This window comes from Dyadobacter sp. CY327 (assembly GCF_021390415.1).
In the GTDB taxonomy this organism is placed as follows: domain Bacteria; phylum Bacteroidota; class Bacteroidia; order Cytophagales; family Spirosomataceae; genus Dyadobacter; species Dyadobacter chenhuakuii.
Genome location: NZ_JAJUXJ010000001.1, coordinates 907,857 through 929,683, shown reverse-complemented (window position 1 = coordinate 929,683; position 21,827 = coordinate 907,857). Strand labels below are relative to the sequence as shown.

General features: G+C 44.4%; 16 protein-coding genes. 13 read left to right on the top strand and 3 right to left on the bottom strand.

Annotated elements, in window-relative coordinates:
• The first annotated feature begins 1 nt into the window (after nucleotide 1).
• The 8 genes from LZG74_RS03965 (at nucleotide 2) to LZG74_RS03935 (ending at nucleotide 8,922) form a co-directional block, all read left to right on the top strand.
• Complete coding sequence (locus LZG74_RS03965; RefSeq protein ID WP_026630547.1) at nucleotides 2-712, top strand: 2-phosphosulfolactate phosphatase; 711 nt, start codon at nucleotides 2-4, stop codon at nucleotides 710-712.
• Nucleotides 713-734: 22 nt separating this feature from the next.
• Nucleotides 735-2,744 (top strand): hypothetical protein, encoded by a 2,010-nt coding sequence (locus tag LZG74_RS03960; protein ID WP_233795305.1) that lies wholly within the window; start codon nucleotides 735-737, stop codon nucleotides 2,742-2,744.
• A gap of 39 nt (nucleotides 2,745-2,783) precedes the next feature.
• On the top strand, nucleotides 2,784-4,601 hold the full coding sequence (locus LZG74_RS03955) for a T9SS type A sorting domain-containing protein (protein WP_233795304.1): 1,818 nt from the start codon (nucleotides 2,784-2,786) through the stop codon (nucleotides 4,599-4,601).
• 51 nt (nucleotides 4,602-4,652) lie between these two features.
• Entirely contained in the window at nucleotides 4,653-5,300 is a 648-nt protein-coding gene (locus tag LZG74_RS03950; RefSeq protein WP_233795303.1) for a uridine kinase, read from the top strand.
• A 121-nt stretch (nucleotides 5,301-5,421) separates the two neighbouring features.
• The gene (locus LZG74_RS03945; RefSeq protein ID WP_233795302.1) at nucleotides 5,422-5,922 is read left to right on the top strand and encodes a hypothetical protein; all 501 of its coding nucleotides are present in this window, start codon (nucleotides 5,422-5,424) and stop codon (nucleotides 5,920-5,922) included.
• Between the two features lie 83 nt (nucleotides 5,923-6,005).
• Nucleotides 6,006-6,704 carry a hypothetical protein gene (locus tag LZG74_RS03940; RefSeq protein WP_233795301.1) on the top strand — a complete coding sequence of 233 codons (699 nt, stop codon included), beginning with the start codon at nucleotides 6,006-6,008 and terminating at the stop codon, nucleotides 6,702-6,704.
• A gap of 108 nt (nucleotides 6,705-6,812) precedes the next feature.
• Nucleotides 6,813-6,974 carry a lasso RiPP family leader peptide-containing protein gene (locus LZG74_RS26480; RefSeq protein ID WP_157486698.1) on the top strand — a complete coding sequence of 54 codons (162 nt, stop codon included), beginning with the start codon at nucleotides 6,813-6,815 and terminating at the stop codon, nucleotides 6,972-6,974.
• Nucleotides 6,975-7,146: 172 nt separating this feature from the next.
• Nucleotides 7,147-8,922 carry an asparagine synthase-related protein gene (locus LZG74_RS03935; RefSeq protein WP_233795300.1) on the top strand — a complete coding sequence of 592 codons (1,776 nt, stop codon included), beginning with the start codon at nucleotides 7,147-7,149 and terminating at the stop codon, nucleotides 8,920-8,922.
• Nucleotides 8,923-8,926: 4 nt separating this feature from the next.
• Here the strand turns inward: LZG74_RS03935 and LZG74_RS03930 are convergent, their stop codons facing one another.
• Both LZG74_RS03930 and LZG74_RS03925 read right to left on the bottom strand, forming a co-directional pair.
• Nucleotides 8,927-12,208: a C25 family cysteine peptidase gene (locus LZG74_RS03930; RefSeq protein ID WP_233795299.1), complete on the bottom strand. Its 3,282-nt coding sequence runs from the start codon at nucleotides 12,206-12,208 to the stop codon at nucleotides 8,927-8,929.
• Between the two features lie 117 nt (nucleotides 12,209-12,325).
• Nucleotides 12,326-15,322, bottom strand: a complete 2,997-nt coding sequence (locus LZG74_RS03925; protein WP_233795298.1) for a C25 family cysteine peptidase — start codon at nucleotides 15,320-15,322, stop codon at nucleotides 12,326-12,328.
• 472 nt (nucleotides 15,323-15,794) lie between these two features.
• Between LZG74_RS03925 and LZG74_RS03920 the strand changes: the two genes are divergently transcribed.
• Together LZG74_RS03920 and LZG74_RS03915 are read left to right on the top strand one after the other, a co-directional pair.
• A complete protein-coding gene (locus LZG74_RS03920) occupies nucleotides 15,795-17,321 on the top strand; it encodes a malate:quinone oxidoreductase (protein WP_233795297.1) in 1,527 nt (508 codons plus the stop codon).
• Between the two features lie 161 nt (nucleotides 17,322-17,482).
• Nucleotides 17,483-18,514: a hypothetical protein gene (locus LZG74_RS03915; RefSeq protein WP_233795296.1), complete on the top strand. Its 1,032-nt coding sequence runs from the start codon at nucleotides 17,483-17,485 to the stop codon at nucleotides 18,512-18,514.
• A gap of 262 nt (nucleotides 18,515-18,776) precedes the next feature.
• On the opposite strand, the gene LZG74_RS26195 is transcribed toward LZG74_RS03915, so the two are convergent.
• Nucleotides 18,777-18,911 (bottom strand): hypothetical protein, encoded by a 135-nt coding sequence (locus LZG74_RS26195; protein ID WP_255698932.1) that lies wholly within the window; start codon nucleotides 18,909-18,911, stop codon nucleotides 18,777-18,779.
• Between the two features lie 5 nt (nucleotides 18,912-18,916).
• On the opposite strand from LZG74_RS26195, the gene LZG74_RS03910 reads away from it, so the two are divergent.
• The 3 genes from LZG74_RS03910 (at nucleotide 18,917) to LZG74_RS03900 (ending at nucleotide 21,827) form a co-directional block, all read left to right on the top strand.
• A complete protein-coding gene (locus LZG74_RS03910; RefSeq protein WP_409014426.1) occupies nucleotides 18,917-19,237 on the top strand; it encodes a malate:quinone oxidoreductase in 321 nt (106 codons plus the stop codon).
• Nucleotides 19,238-19,410: 173 nt separating this feature from the next.
• Nucleotides 19,411-20,505 (top strand): hypothetical protein, encoded by a 1,095-nt coding sequence (locus LZG74_RS03905; RefSeq protein WP_233795295.1) that lies wholly within the window; start codon nucleotides 19,411-19,413, stop codon nucleotides 20,503-20,505.
• 200 nt (nucleotides 20,506-20,705) lie between these two features.
• Nucleotides 20,706-21,827, top strand: a complete 1,122-nt coding sequence (locus LZG74_RS03900) for a C1q-like domain-containing protein (RefSeq protein ID WP_233795294.1) — start codon at nucleotides 20,706-20,708, stop codon at nucleotides 21,825-21,827.

The window sequence follows — 21,827 nt, the reverse complement described above, 5'->3', positions numbered from 1 at the left end:
TATGAAACAACTTGATGTTTGCCTTACACCCGACCTGCTTCATTTACACAAACTGGATAATTCAATTGTAGTTGTAGCAGACGTTTTCAGGGCTACTTCGTGCATGGTTACCGGCCTCGCTTATGGTGTCAAGAGCATTACGCCTGTTGCCAGTATTGAAGAATGTAAATTGTTACAGGATAAGGGTTTCATTGCAGCTGCGGAACGCGACGCACGGAAAGTAGAAGGTTTTGATCTGGACAATTCGCCTTTCAGTTATATGAATGAGCGGCTGATCGGCTCGCAGATCGCAATGACAACCACAAACGGAACGTTATCAATCGCTAAGGCAAAGGCATCGGCAGTGAAAGTAATGATCGGATCGTTCCTGAACCTGGGTGCATTGACGAATCATTTGCGTTCAGAGCCTTATGACATACTGGTGCTTTGCGCAGGCTGGAAAGGACGGCCCAATCTGGAAGATACATTATTTGCAGGTGCGCTTGCCGACGCGCTGAAAGACCAGTTTATGCTTTTGGAAGATGGCACATTGATGGCGCAACGACTTTACGATCAGAGCCGTAACAACTTGCTGGCCAGCGTTTCCAATTCGTCCCACGTGCGCAGGTTGCAGCGTTTGGGAATCCAGAAAGATATATCTTATTGCTTGCAAAAAGACCTTTATGATGTTGTGCCTGTTTTGCGTGGAAGCACTTTGGTAGCAATGAATTAAGTTAAATACTAACAACTTTTACATGTTCAGATTCGTCTTTATTATCTTTTGCGGGTTGTTGATTTTTTCAAACCAGGCCAATGCCCAGCGAAGAACCAGCACACCTAAAAGACAAATTTTTGCGCCAAAGAAAAAGCCACCTGTCCCTACCAGGCCAGCCGTAACGCCCAAAGCTGACACGGCCATCGCGCCACGGGCAACGCAGGCAGCGCCCGTAACTGCTCCCGCAGCGGACGCAACAGCAGTTCGCGACGCCGTCCGAGACACCATTATCACGCAGGATAGCAGCAATGTTGAAATCTCTTCGGACACGCTCACGGAAAAAGAAGCAGAAGAAAGGCTTGCTAAAACAGAACCGGCCGCAGACAGCGTACGGTCCTTCAAAATCATCATTGACAATATTTCTTATCTGTCCGTTTGTCCGGGAACAACCATTAACATCCCGTTTAAAACGGTAGGGCCTTATGACGAAGGCAACACGTTCATTGCACATCTGATTGACGCGAGTGGCAAATCGGTTCCTATCTCGCTGCCGGTGAGTAAAAGTCCGGTTAAGGCAGTAATTCCATCTTACAAAATAGGCGGCGAGGTTTACCGGATACAAATTGTAGCTTCTATCCCGGTGGTAAGGAGCCAGGAAGTGCCAATCCGCCTGCTACAAATGGCCAGTGCGAGACTGGAAGTGATCGACGGAACTCAGTCTGTGCGCATTATGCCGGGTCAGGAAGTTAATCTTAAAGTGAATTTTACGGGTGCTGCGCCATGGTCGTTTCTTATGTCGGACAGCACAGTTGTATATCAGACAATGTCTAATCCACATTATCTTACCGTAAAACCAAACGATGTAAAAGCTTACAGACTAACCGGCGTTGCCAATGCGTGTGGAAGTGGGAATGTTTCAGGAGAAGCCATTGTGAATGTGAATAACAATCCCGAGCCGAAACTGGAATTGAAAGAAGTGGAAAAAATTGCAAAGCTTTGCAGCGGCATTCCATTCCAGGTTCCTTTCAATGCAACAGGGAAATATAAGGATGGAAACAAATTTGTGGTGCAGATCGCAGAACGGACGGGTGCTTTCAAAACCATTTCCACCCCCGACACAACGGGTTACATTACCACCCAGATTCCGACCGATTACAAGCCTGGCGAGTACAAACTGCGCGTTGTTTCTTCTGCTCCCTACCTGGTAAGCCAGACAACCAACATTACCATTGTTTCGCCTACTGTTGCCACTTTGCAGCGGGATTCCCTCAGACTGGGCGAAAATGAAACAGGAGAACTGACAGTAAAATTTACCGGCGGTGGCCCTTGGTTTGTGCTGCTTTCCGACGGCACGTATGAGAATAACATTCAGGAATCTCCTTACAAAGTGAAGGTTAAACCTGTTTTTGACACAAATTATCAGATCACTTCCGCGGGAGGTTTGTGCGGAGTAGGTAAATTTTCAGGATCTGCAAAAGTTTCGGTGAAGAGCCCTCCTGCCAGCATTACATTGGAAAAGCTGCCTCAGAATATGGTCTGCGCCGGTTCTACCATTGAAATACCATACAAAACAGAAGGCCGTTACAATCCTAACAACAAATTCAGTGTCCAGATTACGGACAAATCGGGCCGGTTTGTGAGTCTGCCAACCACCGTCACGGCTGCAACCATGAAAGTAAAACTGAGCAGTGCAGCGCAAGGCGATACCATCAGGACGCAGAAAATAAGGATCATTTCCTCATCGCCTGCCGTGTCAAGCGCCATTGAAGAGCTGGATATTGTCGCGCCTGACAAGGCAATTGCAGAAGTTTCGGGCAAAGGCACCATTACCGCCGGAAGAACCACACGTATTCAATTGAAATTCAAAAACGGATTACCGCCCTGGTCGTTCACATTATCGGACGGAACCGCCATCAACGGCACATTCCTGAACCCATATCTGATTTCCGTTTCTCCCAAGACGACGACGGAATACACAATCAGCTCACTGAAAAGTAGCTGCGGCACGGGAACAGGAAAAGGATCGGCATTGGTTACGGTTTCCAATTAACACGCAAAAGGCAGCTTATCGCCGTAAAAGGATGTGATCATGAAGCGGCTGGTTTTATTTGTGCTTCTTTGCGGCGCGCTTTCCCGGATGAGTTGGGGGCAAAATGTGGCGTTGGGCCAGTGGGAAACGCATTTCAACTATCTTTCCGCAAAGCACATTGTACAGGTTAATGATCATATTTTCTGCGCCTCGCATAATGGCCTTTTCAGCATTCATACTGCTGACAAACAGATCAAAATCTGGTCAAAATCGGATGGCCTGACCAGCACCGGAATCGCAAGCATGGCTTTCGACGAAGAGCAGAATCTTTTGCTTTTAGCTTATCGGGATGGCCATGTCGATCTGGTGTATCTGGATGAATCTGCTCAGGCAGAACAAATTAAACCCTGGCCTGTTTTTTCTCAAAATCCCGATTTACCAGAAAACAAGGACATCAAGCGCATCATTATCCGGGAAAACCTGGCTTACCTCTGCACCAGCTTTGGTATTGTGGTTTTGGACACCAAAAATCAACAAGTTGATGAAACTTACCGCTACATAGGCCCAAACGGAATGCAGGTTTCAGTCAGTGACATTGCATTTGCTTCGGACTCGCTCTACGCCATAACACCGCAAGGAATGATCGGCACATCCATGTCGCCCGCTGTTAACCGCCAGTATTTTGCCAATTGGAAAACCATTACTACGCCGGGAAAAACGGTGGCCGTTGCGTCAAATGCTTCGCAGTTATATATAGGTTGTGCGGGTAAGGGTTTGTATGTAAAAGAAAAAGGGAACTGGAAGTCCGTCTTATCATCAGGCAGTCAGGCTTATTTTATATCTGCATCCGAAAGCGGACTTACGGTCACATTAGATGATAAGGTCGTTTTATTGGATCCAAAAAACGGCGTAAGCACTTTTACAAGCCCTTTATTTAAGTCTCCTAAGGAATCTGTCCATACAAATAGTGAGAAAATCTGGGTGGCCGATTCGAAAAACGGCCTGCTCCACAACGAGGGGCAAGCATTTGAATCTTTCACACCATTGCAGGCTGACACCACCATTGTTGATAAGAAAGACTCTGTCATTACGGATCTGAACGGTTTGATCTGGACACGGCTTCCTGATTATCTGGGAGGAGGAATTTTGGTAAAAAATGCGCAAAACCACCAACGTGTACTTTCAACGAATGTTGGCAATGGGAGCCTGCCCTCTTCTATCATTAATAGTCTGGCCATGGATTTGGATGGAAACATTTGGTTTGCCAGCGACAGGGGCGTCGGGTATTTTGTATCGGAAAATATCCTGAATGCAGCCAGGGTTGATGCGGTTTTGCCAATATACGGTCAGAGGAAGCTTTTTGCCAACGAGAAATGTACAGCCCTTGCCATTGAGCCGGGTAACCGGAAGTGGATCGGGACGCGAGATGGCCTTTATCTTTTTAATGCTGATGGCACGGAGCTTGTCCAAAAATTCACATCAGCAGACAGTCCTTTGTCATCAGCTTCAATCCGTGCTTTAGAATTTGATTCAGAAACGGGCAATTTGTTTATTGATACCCCGAATGGAATGGTGTCTTACCGCAGCAATGCGACAACCTCAGCTGAAAATTTTTCGAATGTTAAAATTTTCCCAAATCCGGTACATCCTGGTTATGGCGGGACTGTTGGAGTAACAGGTTTGAAAAATGAATCCATTGTAAAAATCACCGAACTTTCCGGCCGCCTGATCTATGAAACAAGATCACAAGGCGGCACTGCGACCTGGAATTTGAATGATTATACGGGCAAGCGTGCCAGAGGAGGGATTTATATGGTCCTGGTAGTAACGCCAGATGGCAGTGAAACATTTGCCGGAAAATTGGCAGTAATTGATTAATAATTAAAACAGAAATGCGATTTACGCCCTCGTAAATCAATAAACCTAACTATGACAACCCCAGAATTTGCACCCTATATTGTAGGCATCACCGGCGGAAGTGCTTCGGGAAAGACATTCTTTATGAAAAGTCTGATCGATTCATTTGAGAAAGAAGAGATTACCCGCATTTCCCAGGACAATTATTACCGCCCCATTCACGAGATTCCCCGGGACGAAAACGGCGTCGAAAACTTTGATTTGCCTGAAACCATTGACCACCATTTATTTGCCGAACACATTGCCGTGCTGCGGGCAGGGCGGGAAGTGCATCAAAAAGAGTATACATTCAACAATCCATTGATCAAACCCGAAATTTTGGTCTTCGAACCACGGCCTATCATCATTGTAGAAGGTATTTTTGTCTTCTACTTCCCGGAAATAGCCAGATTGATCGATTTAAAAATTTTTGTAGATGCAAAGGAGCACGTTAAAATAAAACGCAGAATTATTCGTGATAATAACGAGCGCGGTTACGACCTGGACGATGTGCTCTACCGCTGGGAACACCACGTAGCGCCGACTTACGATAAATTTATATTGCCCCTGCGCTCGGAGGCGGATATGATCATCAACAACAACACCCGCTTCGACATCGGCCTGGAAGTGTTAAAAGGTTTTTTAAAAGGAAAGCTGGCAGAGAGGAAAAATAATCTCTAAATTGCAATGCATATACGTCGGGCTGCGTTAAATACATCACGTACTGATATAGAGTCCCGCGTTGGTACAATTTTTTTAGACACCAAAGGAATCATTTTTACCAATTCTACTAAGTTCCAATATGAAAACCACCTTGCTAACACCAAACTTATCTAATCATTTAGGCAAAATGAAAGCGTTGCTATTTATCTTCTTGTTTTCATTTGTGCTTTTAGGATGCAAAGAAGACGATGTTGATCCGGATCTGACAAAGGATTTTGTCGGAACCTGGAAAGGCGAAGTTAAACAAGAGAAAGGATACGAATATAGCTCCGACTGGGAAATTTCGAAGGCGTCTGAGAATGCTGTAAAGGTTGTGTCCACTTACAGATTTGTCTCCAAAGACCCGAAATACACATCGCAGACTGTTGTTACTCCCATAGAAAACATCACGCTTTCAACCACTTTGGCAAATAGCGTAGTTTTAAATTTAACTGATGAAGAAATCGTACCAGGTGATGTCCTGATGATTAAAGGGGTCGGAATCGTTTCTGGAAAAACACTAACGTTCTCTTCTACCGCAACGTCTAAAAAGACTGGCAGGGTAGAAACTCCACCAGTTCAAATATTCACAAAACAGTAGAATAACGCTGGTAGTGAAGTATTAGCATATATTTCACTACCAGCTATTGCTTAAATGTTTGCCACAACACTATAATACACTCTATGAAAAAACATTTAAACTGGGTTATAGTGCCCATGATTATACTTCTCGCTTCCTGCGAAAAGTCAGATCGCCCCTCCGTTGACCCCTATCAATATGTGCCTACGTCCTTGGGCCAGTTTGTAATTTCAGATATCGAAGAAAAGATTTATTCTGCCGGTAAAGATCAACCGGTAGTTAAAAAATGGCAGGAAAAAGACCAGGTTATAAAAAAATCGGTTGATAGTGAATCGATTACTACGCTTATTTTTTCGAGATCATTGCGAACTTCCGAAACCGCACCCTGGGAAAAATCGAAGGAATACAGCGTTAAAATATATCCGGATAAGGTTCTAACTACTGTTGACAATAGAACGGATATGAATTTGATTTTTCCTCTCAACGGACAAACTGAGTGGAACGGAAACACTTATCACAGTGCAGACCCGCAGAAATACCATTACGAATCCCTTAATAAGCCTGCAACAGTCTCTAAACTTTCGTTTGACAATTCAATAACGGTTGTCGAACGTGAGGACTCCTCAGCAATCAATCAATATATAGGCATCAAAAAGTATGCACTTGGAGTTGGCCTGATTTTTGATGATCAAATAGCCTATGAGTATTGTCAAACTGAAGAATGCTTCGCAAGTGACATCAAAAAAATTGAGTCAGGTTACCATAGAGTTAAAATGGTATCTCAGTTTGGTACAGTTAAGTAAGATTTACAACAGACATTAGCAGCTTATACTTTTTTTTATTATCTTTTTGAAAATTGACAAAAATACTTACCTTTACAACGGACTATTAAAAAATCTAACAAAACAGTTATGAAAACAGTTAATATGCACTCTACACAGACGAAAAAAAATTATGCTAAACCTAGCCTTAACAAGCTTGGAAGTGTAAGTAAACTGACGAAGGGTAAGTTGGGAAGCGGATTCGATGGATCAGGACAACCAGCCTTCCGCGATGATTTGGGAGAGAGCTAGTCAAGGCATGGCTTCTACCATTTCTTAGTCTGTGTTACTAGAAGGAATTATCCATTATCATAAAAATGTTGAATCAAGTCGACGTTTTTATGATAATGGATTTTTTTTTGATAATTGGTTTGTTGCGGAAAAGGGCTTAAAGTCTCGCACTGATAGTTACTATTCCTTTTTTATGGGTTACCAGGATGAAGTCAAGTCGGATTTTGTCACAAACTCAGCTGCACCTTCTGCAAACTCTTACAACGATAACATCCGCAGTCTTTCTGACTCTCAGGTTGCAATTGCAGCATGGTTTGATGAATCCACCAAAAGCTTTTCATTGTTTAGGGAGCTATTTGGAAAAATCCCCCTGTTCTACATTCACATCCCGGATACGTTTTTTGCATTTTCAACCAGCCTTACGCGCTTAATTGCGTTAAAAGACGTTCAACCACATCTCGTGGTTGATCAAAGCAGAATCCCTGCTTACATCTCTTTAAACGGTCATGATTACACATCCAACGCATCTTCAACATTTTTCGCCAAGATTAAAAGTGTACTGCCTGGTCACTTATTAACGGTGAACAGCCAAAATGTGAGCACGAGGCCACATGTACAGCTCAACCCCGGTAAATGGGCGCACCTTACGTCAACGGAGTATAACGAAGAACTGGCTCGACTGTTCAAGGGTTCGGTTTCCTATGCTTCGAAAGATTGCTCCATTTTAGGTTCTCACCTGAGTGGCGGACTGGATTCTTCCTCTGTTAGCTCGGCGCTGAGATATCTATATCCGGATAAGGCAATTCACACTTTTCACATTCCCTCAACGAGCAAAGAGGCTGACGAACGGGAGTATGCCGAGGCCGTCGCAAATCATATCAGTTCAAAGCAACATTTTATCGATCCGGCCAATGACAATTTAGCATCATTACAACTTGCTACTGAGCTATATGGCCAGCCAGAGAATGGATTTCTTTCGCCGGCAACGAATCACAAAACGCTTAAAACGGCGCAAAGCTTAGGCTGCGACGTTCTGCTTAATGGCTTTGGAGGGGATTCGGTCATTGGGGATGGATCAGAGTTGGTTATTCAGTCATTCCATCAAAAAGATTACGAACTATTCCAGGAACTACTTAAAAAGAGAGTCAATTATTTTTCACGGCAGCGCTTGCATCCGTCCTGGGATGAATATGATTTTGACAAAAAGTATCATCTGGTTCTACAGAACGCCCTATACAGAAGGTTTTCTGCTTCGTCCGGCTCGGTTTCGAAACTGCTGCAATTATATCGGGAAGTGTCCCCTCATTTAAATATTTCATTAAGTTACTTCTTCGGCAGGGCGCTGAAAAGTCTGCTGCTTCGCACGGCTGACATGAATACAAAGCGCCCGGGCTCTATTATCCGAAGCGATCTCCGCGCTGATCCTGGTTCAGTGGAACCAAACTTTCCGCAATCCCTGCGAGGCGATCTTCCAGCGAATTTTCAGGAATTGCTGAATGATGTATTCCATCCACAAGTCATCAGGACGCAAGAACAAGACTTCGTTTTGAGTTGCCACTATGGCGTAAGCAACAGGGCGCCTTTCATGGACAAAGAGCTTTTTGAGCTCAATATGGCCATCCCCAATATTCTCAAATTCGGAGATGGCATCGGCCGTGCTCATTTCAGGGAATCAATGAAAGGAATCCTGATCGATAAGGTCAGGACCCGGGGCAGTAAAGCCACTGTCAGTTCGAGTGAGGGAGAAAAAATGGCGCTGGACCTGTACCGTGAATCACAAGATTACCTTGATGATTCGCAGGAAGTATGGATGTATGTAGACAAAGCTAAGTTTCAGGAGCAAGTTAAAATTGCACAAAACAGCAAAATCCCGTTCGCACAAAAAACCACTACATACGCTCTCATTACGCGCACCATATCGCTGTCTATCTGGCTAAATTGGCTAAAAAGCAAAGGATACAATAGCTAGTGCCTCATTTGATGATCACAACCTTCCCCGTTACAGTCTTATCTTCCTCTGAGTTAAGATATTTAAATATGACCTGGTAAATGTAAAGTCCATCGGAAACGTAATTTGGCCTCCAGTACCATTCGTTTGTACCGGATAACGGCGCTGTGCGTTCCCCTTCATCCATAAGCTTGCCCGCAAGGTTAAAGACTTTCCAATGAATACTCGCTGCTGGTTGCTTGGAATTCAATTGTGTTTCAAACCGAATGTAATCAACGGCTGGATTAGGACTTGCAATCACCTTCACATTTTCATTATTGTCGCCTATTAAAAACTGAATTGTGAAAGGCGATGCAATGCTATTTCCAGCATCATCACTTGAAATCACGAGCATTTCGTAATTTCCGTCTTCGGCAAGCAGATCCGGGTCTAAGTTTAATTGTATAACGCGATCTGAAATATTTTTCAGATCCATCTTCCACTTGTCCGAAAAATTAACCCGCTCAAATTCACAGCTATTGTCTTCACAGGTTTTTAAGAAAATACTGATCCGGGCGGTATCAGCTGTCAAAACCCGGTCATCCTGTAAAGTCAGTGTTACTTGTGGTTTAGGGCTGATCTGCTCACCATTTTTGATCGTCCGATCATTGAATGTAACATCCAGCAACGGCGCGATAATGTCTTTACCACTCGTTAGTGGGTAATAACTTTCATTTTTAGCAATTTCCCAATCAACCAGCAGTTCAGCCGTGTTGTTCTGCTTGTTCAATTCCTTTAATGTATTCTGGGGATCAATTTTGACAACGATGCTTTGCAATTCCTTTTGATTCTGTACATCCAGGATCAATGTGTCGCTGTAAGCAAACCCTTGCAAAGTTTGCGCAGACTTGGTTTGTGAATCCTTATAAATGTAGGTAATCTCCACAGGGACTTTTTCAGTCTTGACAAATCGGCCCAGATTGCGAATGAGCAGGTTGACCTTTAATTTGGAAGAACTGGCTATCGTCTTGTCCGGACTTTCAGAAAATATCTTTATTCCATTATCCGCATTAATGGCATAGTCGGAACTTGCCACAGAAACCAGCTTTAACGCAGGGTCACCTTGTAAAATAGACTGATGTATATTAGCCACGCTGTACATTCCTGAATCTTCCGCAAGAATTTTCCTGGCAACAATCCGCTGAATGTCACCAATGGGAAGATTATAGCTGGTTGAATCCGTGAACATGGATGTGTACAACTGACTTAAATATTTCGAGGAAGGTCCGACGAAGCTTTCAAAAGAATTGGCAATGACGGCAATGGCCCCACCATTCGGAGCAAGTAACCAGTCCATTGATAAGGTGTATCTGTCCGTAGCTGCTGGATTTGGATTAAATCGTCCAGCGAAGATATTTCCAACCCCACATCCATTAAAATACATCATCGGATACATTCCCTTGTTGTTATAACCGCGGTTTGCATCTGTAATGTAACCCATATTGAGGTCGGTTACGGTTGTTGACCCGTGTCCGAAATAGGTTATTAGCCCAACTCCGTTATTAACCTCAGGCGTAATGTTCACATATTCAACCTCGCCGATTGCCTGCTGCTTCACAAATGGGATTACTTTCCCACCAACCACACCATTCACAACTTTCGGCTCCAATGCCGCTAACAGATTTTTCAATTGAGTTATTTCCCCAACTGTTTTGCCACCATTCAAATGCAAAACATCCTTCTTCCAGCCAAAATCGCTGGTTGCACCTTGCTCGTAGTCTTTCACCTTTTGCAGGTAATCCAGAACATTCTGATTCGTCACCGCGCTTAACCGGCCTATGGAAACAGCGGGCACGTCTTTCGGTACTCCGCCCAGGCCTTCTACCAAAAGTATATCTGAACCAGGATAACCCACAGAAGGCACCTCGTTGGGAAGTTCCCGTATCATCCTTTCGTTGAACGTAATACTCCTTCCGATCAGATGTAAATATTTCCCACTGGTGCCGCTCGATACCATGTAATCCACAAATCTGCGAATTGCAACCGGGCTTGGCTCGCCATAGTTGAACTGATTGTAAACATCCTTAATGCTCACTACGATAGGAACAAACCCACCGCCCGCAGCCGAAGCACGGTATGCCGCATATTTATTGGCTCCATCCAGTAAATTTTCACTGGTCAGGATAATATAGTTTGGATTGGTAGGATATTTAGCTGAGAATTTAACTTCCGTAACCTTCGCCTTTTCAATAGTTTTAGCCTCACTCGTCACAAGCAGGTTAAGCGTCCGCGCAGAAGAATGCGGAACCATTAAGTTGCCAGGCTGTCCGTTGATTACTTTTGGCTTGTTAACATTAGATATATCAAGAATAGTAGCACCGCCAGGTGCATTCGCTATATTCAGCCTGTTTATTGGTTGAGCTGATTTCGCAAGAGAAAATTCAAAACTCTTCTTGTCCTTCATATCCGTGAGCTGCGGATAAGAAAGTAAATAGTAAGTCAGCGAATAACCGTCTGCTGAGTTGCTGCCTACTGCCTTTAAATTCAGTATTATTTTATTATCAGCCGTCAGATCTTCCGGTTCCAGGTCAAAGGAAAATTCTGATCCTGTAAAGCCGTTGTTATTCAGTGCACGCACAAGCCGCAGTGACTGAGCCGTTTTCCCTACCCGAATTTCAATATTCTTATTGCCGGGTGTCCGGCCATGCAAGAGCAGCTTTAATCTGGGTTTGATGCCGCTTTCTTTATAGTAATTTGTTAGCTGTAGTGTATAGTCTGTTGCTTTGCCTTCCATGGAAGACTTTCCAGTCTTGCTGGCTCCTATCTCAAAATAACTGTTAAAAAAGGCTGGTCTGTAAAAGGGAATAGTTCCTAGTGAGTATTCATCTTTATACAAGCTTAAATTGGTGCCCGTATGAAATGTTGTAACCGGAACATTGGTGTCAACATTCCTGGTAATCTGCTCAGCCCTGATTCCCGCCTTATCGCCAACTGTAAGAAAGTAGGCGCTTTCATCGGAATACAAGCTGTAATAAGGATTGATCCGCGAACTCATCGGGCGATACAATAAGGAGTCGCTTGCCCCGTCATTAGGCACCGCGTAAAAGACAATTTCTTTATTGTCGGTACTGATGATTGCGACCTCTTCTCCTCTATGCCATAGTTGCAGTTTTCCGGCGTCGCCCACCGGGAAACTAGTCGGTAAAAGTGAAAACGGCAATTTGTGAATCCCTTTTTGGGTTACCCCGATCTTTACATAGGGCTTGCCATACACAATCCAATTGTTAGTATATGGTGCACCCCATTGAGCGTGGACGGTTTGTAACATTCCGGATGTTACAAATAAGAATGTGTATAGAAAAATTTTCCCTAATCTCATATGGATATAAGCGAAACGGCTAAGAAAGTACCTGATAAGCACTTCCTTAGCCGCGAATTTAATTGATTATTTCTTAACTACTTTTTTGTGATACAAGTCGCCGTTCTCAGTCAGTATTTCAACAATATATTCTCCCGAAGCAATATTCGAAACATCGATTTTCAGGCCGGTTTGGTTGGACTTGATTGCTCTTCCCTTCACATCTATCAGGTTCCAGCTTTTGATTGCTACCGGTGCATCCAATGCTATCTCGGCTACATCTGAAACAGGATTTGGAGAAATGACCAGGAATTTGCTGACTTCCCTTGAAACAGACACCAATCTTGATTGTGTCACTTTTCCTTTCACCAACTTACCGTTGATCGTTACATCACCATCAACTTGTTTAAGTCTGTAATAACTTGTTCCGCTCAAAGGTTTCAGGTCATCGAAAGTGTAGTCAGACACAGCTTCTGTGGTTCCTTTACCCTCAACCATTCCAATGTTTTCGAAGTTTTTCCCATTGTAGCTTCTTTCCACCAGGAAATGGCTGTTATTACTTTCTGATGCAGTTTTCCAGGTTACCTTAACCTGATCCTGCTCAGCATGCGCGTTGAAAGAAATAAGGTTAACCGGCAGCGCGCCCTCAGTGATTAGCACGCGTAATGATGGGTCTCCTTGCAGGATCACCTGATGCACGTTGGCGCGATCGGCATCGTAATAAGACATTGTCCGCCCATTCTGAGCTGGATTATATGAATAGTTTTTCTCTAGCTTCGTCTGCAGCGCTACATTTTTAAGAATATTTCCAATGGCTGGTCTCGTTCCGTCTGCTGTTGAAAATATCTGCTCGTAAAGTTTATCAAGATATTGGTTGGATGTAGACGCATAGGCATCCCAGGTATTTCCAAAAACAATTACCGCGCCTTTGTTAGGCGCCAGCAGCCAGTCCAGGGACATAGGACGGACAAGAATCGTAGGAAGTGAGCCAAATTCGCCATTACGCCCACTGAACAGGTTATTTACTCCACACCCATTGTAGAAAAGGATTGGAAACTTGTTTGTGTCCTTGTAGCCCTTGCTCGGATTTGAAACATAGCCAGCATTGTAATCTGTTTTATCTACACCGCCGTGTCCGAAATAAGTGATCATTCCCACTCCTTCTACACCCGGAACCTCACCATTCAGCTCGGGGGCCAATGTCATTTCGATAACATTATTGGAAGCAACCGTCTTTAATCTGGGAAGAACCGCTCCTGAAAAAGGTGCAGACGATACTACATTTGAAATACCATTTAAATAATTAGAAAACTGAGTGATTTCATTGTTAGTCTTCCCGCCATTCATATGAACCACGTTTTTCCGCCAAGCCACATCCAGTTGGCTTTCGTAGGTCACAACCTTTTCCAAATAATCATAAACCTGTTGATTTACCGTAGCCGATATTCTACCTACCGGAATAGCGGGAACATCATCCTGCACGCCGCCCAGGCCGTCTACAAGCAAAAGGTCTGATCCCGGATAACCAACAGTCGGCACCTCGTCAGGAATTTCTCTTATGGAACGCTCGAAGTAAGTGATTGATCGGCCTATCAGCAACAGATATTTGTCCAATTGTCCGTCAGAGACCATAAAATCAACAAATCTTCTTATAGCAACCGGGCTTGGCTCTCCATAATTGAATTGGTTATAAACGTCGTCAATGTTAATGACCAAAGGTTTGAACTTCCTGCCTGGCGTCGTTGTGCTACGATACTTTGCATAATCGGTTGCGGATGTGTTCAGAGAATTGCTGCAAATAATCAGGTAATCATTGGCAGCGGGAGATAAGCTTGTAAACTTAACCGTTGAAATTTTTGAGGTGGGAACTGTTGTTACAGTACTGGCCGCCAACAATTTCAAGGCCTTATCGTCACGATTAATGACCAGCGCCGAAGGTGTTCCCGACACGATCTGCGGTGCACTCGGATTCGAAATGTTATAAACTTTGGTTCCTGCTGGTGCATTTGCTATGGAAAGTGTTGACTGGGATCCTGCTACAACGGCTGGGAAGGTAAGCTCATAAGAGGTTAAGCCTTGCATGTTAATCGCTTGCTCGTATTCAACTGTAAAATATGAGATCGAAAAACCACTGCCATCGCTTCCGATTTTGGTAGACTTGAAACCCAATGTTCCGTTCCCGCTCGCATCAAAGTCTGTCGGTTCGAGATTAAATGTGTAATCGTAATCATTCAACTCATTGACGTTCAATGTCCCGACAGATCTCAAAGTGCCGGGCGTTTTACCGACGTAGATACCTGCGATCGTAGTTCCGGTCCTGGATTTGATATGGATCGTAATTTTTTTGGCCAAAGCGCCAACAGGCGATTTTAATTGAAAAGAGAACGGAACCGGCACATAAGAGTTGGTATATGCTACTGGCTTTGGATTAGAAGTTTGAATCGCAGTTCCCACAAACTCGTCCATGATGGATGACCCGGTGGTTTGCTTACCTTCTTCAAAATAGCTGTTCAGTGCACTTGGTCTGTAAAAAGGTATCGTTGAGTGCGTGTGCTCATTCTGATATAGTTTCAAATCTGTCTGAACCTGAGCTGTTAATGCAACAGCGCCAGGATTTGATGCCACGGCCGGTGCAGCCGCCCGAAGGCCGTTATCACCAGAGCTAACTGTCAAAAAGTAAGTACTTTGGTCAGAATAAATGCTGTAATAGGGATTTTTTCTGGTTGTGCTGAATCGATAAAGAAGCGCATCGGAAGCCCCGTCGTTCGGAACACCGTAAAACAAAATCTCCGATGCATCTGCTTTGATGATCGCAATCTGCTGACCGCGATACCACATCTGAATTTTGTCCTTATTTGCATTTTTAAAAGCGTCCGGCAAGTCGCTCACATTGATTTTGTGTATGCCTTTCGCAGTGACACCAATTTTAACCCAGGGCTGGCTATACTTTCCTGCCAACCACTCATTCCCGTTCACCCCGCTCCACTTCTGAGCATTGGCCCCACCGATAGTAAGAAAGAGGAAAAAGACTATTTTGGAGAAATTCAACAAGCGAAGTGTGTAAAAAGTAAAGTTTGCTTTCATACCAATTGTTAGATGAATTAATTGTTACAACCAATTTGTGTTCAAATAGTGACTCAAAATGCGTTTCAAGGACTTGATAACAACACTCTTACGACCGACTTGTAACACCAATGCGACATAAATTTACGACAAGTTTTGAGGTTGACAAATATTGGCGGTTACAAGTTTGGGTTGATTATGCTCTTTGCCAGCGAGATACTCTCCCACGTTGTATTTTGAATGGAACGGTTGTTTTAGCCACACGGCCATCATTATAGCATCTCGTGTACGTTCAAGGCACACTGTGTCGAGTTTTAAACGATTGCAATCAATAAAGTTTTAATTGCCCTCATCCAAGAACTTGTAACCCGTCATAACTTTTATTTTTTTAATTAAACTATTTTCGGGGCAGGATGTGTTAATTACATTGTAGCAGATTATTTTTTGTACTATTCCGGGCTTTACCGCCCTGTAACATACCATTTTTTCTCCGATGATTACCAAAAAATCTTCAAAGACGATCGCCCCCGACGTCGTTTTGATAGGGGCCGGTATCATGAGTGCAACTCTTGGAGTTTTACTTAAAAAATTAAATCCAGCGATCACCATTGCGATCTTTGAAAGACTGGATCGGGTTACCGCCGAAAGTTCTGACCCATGGAATAACGCAGGAACGGGACACTCCGCCTTCTGCGAGCTCAATTACACACCGCAGCTGGAAGATGGCACGGTAGACACCAAAAAAGCGATTAAGATCGCTGAATCCTTCGAAGTCTCTAAGGAATTCTGGGCCTATCTGGTTGAGAATGACATTATTGATTCGCCTGACGCATTTATTCACAACATTCCACACCTCAGCTTCGTGTGGGGCCATGATAATGTAGAATATCTTAAAAAGCGTTACGACGGTCTCACAAAACACCACTTGTTCCACGGAATGGAATATACGGAGGACAAAAGCGAGATCAATTCGTGGATTCCTCTGGTCATGGAAGGAAGGGATCCTGACATAAAAGTGGCAGCAACTAAAATGGATCTGGGCACGGACGTCAACTTTGGAACGCTCACCAAATTCATGTTTGAATATCTGGAAAAGCAAGAGGGCGTTGCGCTCTATCTGAATCATGAAGTGGATGATTTTGATAAGAAAAAAGATGGTTCCTGGGTCATTGAAGTGAAAGACCGCGCAACCAGAAAAACTTCAAAAGTCCAGACAAAATTCGTTTTCATTGGCGCAGGCGGCGGCTCTTTGCCGCTTCTTGAAAAATCCAACATTCCGGAAGGAAAAGGCTTTGGCGGTTTCCCTGTGAGCGGCCAGTGGCTGGTTTGCAACAATCAGGAAATCATTGAAAAGCATCAGGCCAAAGTTTATGGAAAGGCGTCTGTGGGCTCTCCTCCTATGTCGGTTCCGCATTTGGACACACGAATGATTGATGGCAAGAAAGCGCTCCTGTTTGGCCCATATGCCGGTTTTTCAACCAAATTCCTGAAAAACGGATCATTTCTGGATTTGCCATTGTCCATTAAGCTTGACAACATCCGCCCTATGCTCGCCGCGGGGATCCATAACATTCCGTTGACCAAATATTTGATTGATCAGGTTAGACAGTCGCCGCAAGACAGGTTGGAAGCATTGAAAGATTACCTGCCCGAGGCGAAACTGGAAGACTGGGATCTTGAAATGGCCGGACAGCGTGTACAAGTCATTAAGAAAGACAAGAAAGTAGGCGGTGTCCTGGAATTCGGAACGGAAATGGTAACCGCTGCCGACGGTTCGCTTGCAGCATTATTGGGAGCATCCCCGGGTGCATCAACGGCTGTCTCGATCATGCTGGAACTCATTCAGAAGTGTTTCAAAGAAGCCAAGTCGGACGAATGGCAGGCTGAATTTAAAAAGATCATCCCATCATTCGGAGAATCCCTTTCCAAAAACGCCGAACTGGCAGCCAAAACACGCGCCAGAACAACTGAAATCCTGGAACTGGGCGCTTCACATTATTCTGAGGAGTTTACTGCCTAAAATTTCGGTTCATATTATACTAATGTAAAGTCCCGGCATCGCGTCGGGACTTTTTCATTTCCGTTTAATCACCCTACTTCACCGCCGGCTCATCGCTTTCGCTATTCCTCGCTGCTCCTGACAATATTGGCTTTTATAAATTTCACATATCCGCCAATAACATGAGAACATTCGATTTACAACTATTTAGCAACCAAAAGCTCAAACTGACTTTCGGCAAACTTGCATTATCAGCAATGCTACTTTCATGCGGTCCCAGCATCTTCGCACAGAACGTCGGCATCAACACCCAGCAACCCGATCCCAGCTCCGCTCTGGATATTGTAGGAACAGACAAAGGCCTACTAATCCCAAGAGTTTCCCTTCAATCCCTGACGGACAATGTTACAATCCCAAATCCGGCGACAGCGCTATTGGTGTATAATACGAATGCAGGATTGGGGAAAGTAGGATTTTACTATAATTCCGGAACGGCGGCGAGTCCGGTATGGAGCGCAGTTGGTGGAGACGCAAGTTTGACGCTCCCGTTTTCACAACTTGGCACAAATAATGGTCCGCTGTTTCTGATTAATAATAACGACGGGAATGGCACATCAGTTGGTATTAGTGGGATTGCCGCAAACGCAATTGGAGTGAGAGGAGCTACATTATCAGGCAAAGGAGTTGTCGGCCATGCAGCCTCAACAGGCACGGGAGTTTTTGCATCCGTTGCTGATACGGATGGCAAGGCGCTGGAAGTAAGCGGACCAATGCGGATTGCGGGACCGGGTCAGTCTCCGGGAAAGGGCAAGGTGCTTACTTCTGATGGGAATGGGAACGCTAGTTGGCAAGAGACAGTAGCCTTCAAGGCCGCCGGAATCCCACCAAATGGAAGCCAAAGCATTCCCCCTGGTGCAAAAGTCAAGATTGCCTTTGCGAATCAGGAGTATGATTTGAATTCTAATTATAATGATGTCAATGGATCACCGCATAGCACATTTATAGCACCATTCGATGGAATTTATCATTTTGATTTAAAGCTGGCCTGGAATCCATATGGTGTAGCCGAATACAAAACTTATACAAAACTAATAAGAACGAGAGCGGGAAACCCCGTTGATGTGTCATTTGAATCTTTTGAGAGTACGTTCAGTGGATCGTCCAAGACTTCTGGTGGATTTGCAATTACTCCAGGGAGATTTGGTACATGTTGAGGTAGAAAACGCAGGTTCTGAGAATGTACAAATTTTTATCGGCAATGAATCAAGCAATTTCAGTGGGCGCCTCTTATTTAAACAGTAAGCGATCCATTTTCGGTTACTATACTTTGTTGATTTAGAATAAAAATTTTATCAACAGTAAGTACTGAACTTAGTTAATCGCCGTCCCCGCGCAAAAACTGTTATCCATCAACCCCAATCGCCTCCTTCGAAGGCCCGACCTGCGTCCATATTGAAGCCGCTTTGGCGATGATTTTTACGTACGAGGTGAAGGATTCTGAACAATGTCGCCCTGGTAGTTGATGTTGTTCCCATGCGGCGAAAGATGCAGTCCCAATTGATTTGGTCGCTGCCGGATGCGTGGAGAAGAGCGAATTTTGTTGCCAGCCATAGTCATTGCCAGGGCCGCAAGACAGGTTGGAAGCATTGAAAGATTACCTGCCCGAGACGAAACTGGAAGACTGGGATCTTGAAATGGCCGGACAGCGTGTACAAGTCATTATGAAAGACAAGAAAGTAGGCGGCGTTCTGGAATTCGGAACGAAAATGGTAACCACTGCCGACGGCTCGCTTGCAGCATCTCATTCGGAGAATCCCTTTCTAGGAACGCTGAACTGGCAGCTCAGAACACACGCCAGAACAACTGAAATTCTGGAACTAGGCGCTTCACATTGTTCCGAGGAGTTTACTGCTTACCCTAGCAACTACATTAATTAGCTGCTGACATTATATTTATTTTTGCCAAAGCGCGGGATTTAAATCCAGCGCTTTGCTTGTTTTTGACCGTACACTCATCCTACTGCACCGCAGGCTCATCGGTTTCATTGTTCTTATTCTTTCTTGTGAATATTGGACTTTCAAATGTTTCATACTATTCACTCAAAAAAACGATGAGAAAACTAATTACTCCTCTCGCGATCTCAGCTGCACTCTTTTTTGCCAGCCAAAGCTCATTCGCACAAGGTGTCGGCATCAACACCACCCAACCCGACGCAAGTGCCGCGCTCGACATTACAGGAACGGACAAAGGCTTGCTTATTCCCCGTGTTTCGCTGCAATCGTTGACAGACAATACAACAGTCTCTAATCCCGCCACCGCATTGCTGGTCTATAATACAAATGCAGGATTGGGAAAGGTTGGGTTTTATTATAATTCCGGAACGCCTGCAAATCCTGCTTGGAGTCTGATAAACGGAGGAGGAAGTTTGACACTTCCATTTTCGCAGCTCGGAACAAATAATGGACCATTGTTTCTGATCAATAATAATGATGCGAATGGCACGTCAGTTGGTATTAGTGGGATTGCCGCAAACGCAATCGGAGTAAGAGGTGCTACATTATCTGGCAAAGGTGTTGTTGGACATTCAGCCTCCGGAGGCACAGGGGTTTTCGCTTCCGCTGCAAACGTTAATGGAAAAGCACTGGAGGTAAGTGGCCCAATTACAATCGCCGGTCCCGGGCAGTCACCCGGCAGTGGCAAAGTGCTTACTTCTGATGATAATGGGAATGCAACCTGGCAGACTATTTCGGGAGACGTTGCTTTCAGGGCTAATGGTGTATTGGGTGGTGGAAACCAAAACATAGCACTTGGGGCTACCGCAAAAGTCGTTTTTGAAAATGAAGTCTATGACCTTAATCAAAATTACAATAACGCTAATAGCGCTCCTAACAGCACTTTCATTGCACCAGTTAATGGTGTATATCATTTTGATTTAAACGTTGCTTGGAAAAAGCCACTAGATGTCCCCTCCTTTTACGCGGAGACTCATTTGGTCCGAACACGAGGTGGAGTAAAGGTTGTAATAGCCAGTGACTTTGTGCATAGCGAAGTGGACAATTCATCCAAGTTGTCCACCGAGGTTAATCTTTTGGCAGGAGACATGATGCACGTCGAAGTTAAAAATCCCATCACCGAGGGCGGCATTCAACTCTTTACAACAGCAGAGCATAGCTTCTTCAACGGGCGACTGGTTATTAAACAATAGAGACTGGCTAAGATTTTCAAATTCAATCCCTGATTGGTTTTGTCTCAATGCAGTTTTCATTTCAAAGTCCCGGAGCGATGCCGGGACTTTTTTATTTTCCGATCAATCATCCAAGCCTACCGTCTGCTCAACGCTTTTGCTCTGCTTGTCTATTCTGGCGAATCTTGGGCTTTTATAAATTTCACACATCCGCCAATAACATGAGCACATTCCATCTACCATCATTCAGCAACCAAAAGCTAAAACTGACTTTTGGCAAACTTGCACTATCAGCGATCCTATTTTCATACGGGCCAGGCATCTTCGCACAAAACGTCGGTATCAACACCCAACAACCCGATCCCAGTTCAGCCCTGGACATTGTAGGAACAGACAAAGGACTACTAATCCCAAGAGTTTCCCTCCAATCCCTAACAGACAATGCCACCATTCCAAATCCTGCAACAGCGCTATTGGTGTATAATACGAATGCGGGACTTGGCAAAGTGGGATTTTACTATAATTCCGGAACGGCGGCCAGTCCGGTTTGGAGCCTGGTCGGTGGAGGCGCAAGTTTGGCGCTCCCGTTTTCGCAACTTGGCACAAATAATGGCCCGCTGTTTCTGATTAATAATAACGACGGGAATGGCACGTCAGTTGGTATTAGTGGGATTGCTGCAAACGCAATCGGAGTAAGGGGTGCAACATTATCCGGGAAAGGTGTTGTTGGACATTCAGCATCCGAGGGCACGGGGGTTTTAGCATCCGCTGCAGACGAGACTGGAAAAGCCCTGGAAGTAAGCGGCCCAATGAAAATCGCAGGCCCCGGGCAGTCGCCTGGAAATGGGAAGGTGCTCATGTCGGATGCGGTTGGGAATGCTACTTGGGAGAATGTTTCAAGGGATGTGGCTTTTCGGGCGAGTGGGATACTTGGAAACGGCAATCAAAACGTACTGCCTAATGACAACATTAAAATACCCTTTGCCAATGAAAATTATGATTTAGGAAATAATTATAATGATATTAGTGGCTCACCTCACAGCACGTTTATTGTACCGATAAATGGAATTTATCAATTCGACGTTTCTGTAGGATGGACATGTAGTGACTGTTCCTTCGCAACAGGTTTACAACTGGGTTTGATTCGTAATGGACAAACGTCGTTTATTGACTTTGACAATGATTCTGGAGAAGGACAAGGACATTGCTCCATTTCCACTACTATCCAGTTGGAGCAGAATGATCAAATATTTGCTCAAATAACCTCAGATTCCTACTATACGTCGGAAACTTTGGTTATGACCGTAGGCTGTTTTACTGGGAGATTTCTCTTTAAACAATAA

Bases quoted from the DNA above. Each gene is read 5' to 3' on its own strand.
- LZG74_RS03935 (WP_233795300.1), top strand. From the start codon at position 7,147: ATGGGTTACCAGGATGAAGTCAAGTCGGATTTTGTCACAAACTCAGCT.
- LZG74_RS03905 (WP_233795295.1), top strand. From the start codon at position 19,411: ATGAGAAAACTAATTACTCCTCTCGCGATCTCAGCTGCACTCTTTTTT.
- LZG74_RS03965 (WP_026630547.1), top strand. From the start codon at position 2: ATGAAACAACTTGATGTTTGCCTTACACCCGACCTGCTTCATTTACAC.
- LZG74_RS03955 (WP_233795304.1), top strand. From the start codon at position 2,784: ATGAAGCGGCTGGTTTTATTTGTGCTTCTTTGCGGCGCGCTTTCCCGG.
- LZG74_RS03920 (WP_233795297.1), top strand. From the start codon at position 15,795: ATGATTACCAAAAAATCTTCAAAGACGATCGCCCCCGACGTCGTTTTG.
- LZG74_RS03930 (WP_233795299.1), bottom strand. From the start codon at position 12,208: ATGTTACAAACCGTCCACGCTCAATGGGGTGCACCATATACTAACAAT.
- LZG74_RS03925 (WP_233795298.1), bottom strand. From the start codon at position 15,322: ATGAAAGCAAACTTTACTTTTTACACACTTCGCTTGTTGAATTTCTCC.
- LZG74_RS26195 (WP_255698932.1), bottom strand. From the start codon at position 18,911: ATGGCTGGCAACAAAATTCGCTCTTCTCCACGCATCCGGCAGCGACCA.
- LZG74_RS26480 (WP_157486698.1), top strand. From the start codon at position 6,813: ATGAAAACAGTTAATATGCACTCTACACAGACGAAAAAAAATTATGCT.
- LZG74_RS03900 (WP_233795294.1), top strand. From the start codon at position 20,706: ATGAGCACATTCCATCTACCATCATTCAGCAACCAAAAGCTAAAACTG.
- LZG74_RS03945 (WP_233795302.1), top strand. From the start codon at position 5,422: ATGAAAACCACCTTGCTAACACCAAACTTATCTAATCATTTAGGCAAA.
- LZG74_RS03940 (WP_233795301.1), top strand. From the start codon at position 6,006: ATGAAAAAACATTTAAACTGGGTTATAGTGCCCATGATTATACTTCTC.
- LZG74_RS03960 (WP_233795305.1), top strand. From the start codon at position 735: ATGTTCAGATTCGTCTTTATTATCTTTTGCGGGTTGTTGATTTTTTCA.
- LZG74_RS03915 (WP_233795296.1), top strand. From the start codon at position 17,483: ATGAGAACATTCGATTTACAACTATTTAGCAACCAAAAGCTCAAACTG.
- LZG74_RS03950 (WP_233795303.1), top strand. From the start codon at position 4,653: ATGACAACCCCAGAATTTGCACCCTATATTGTAGGCATCACCGGCGGA.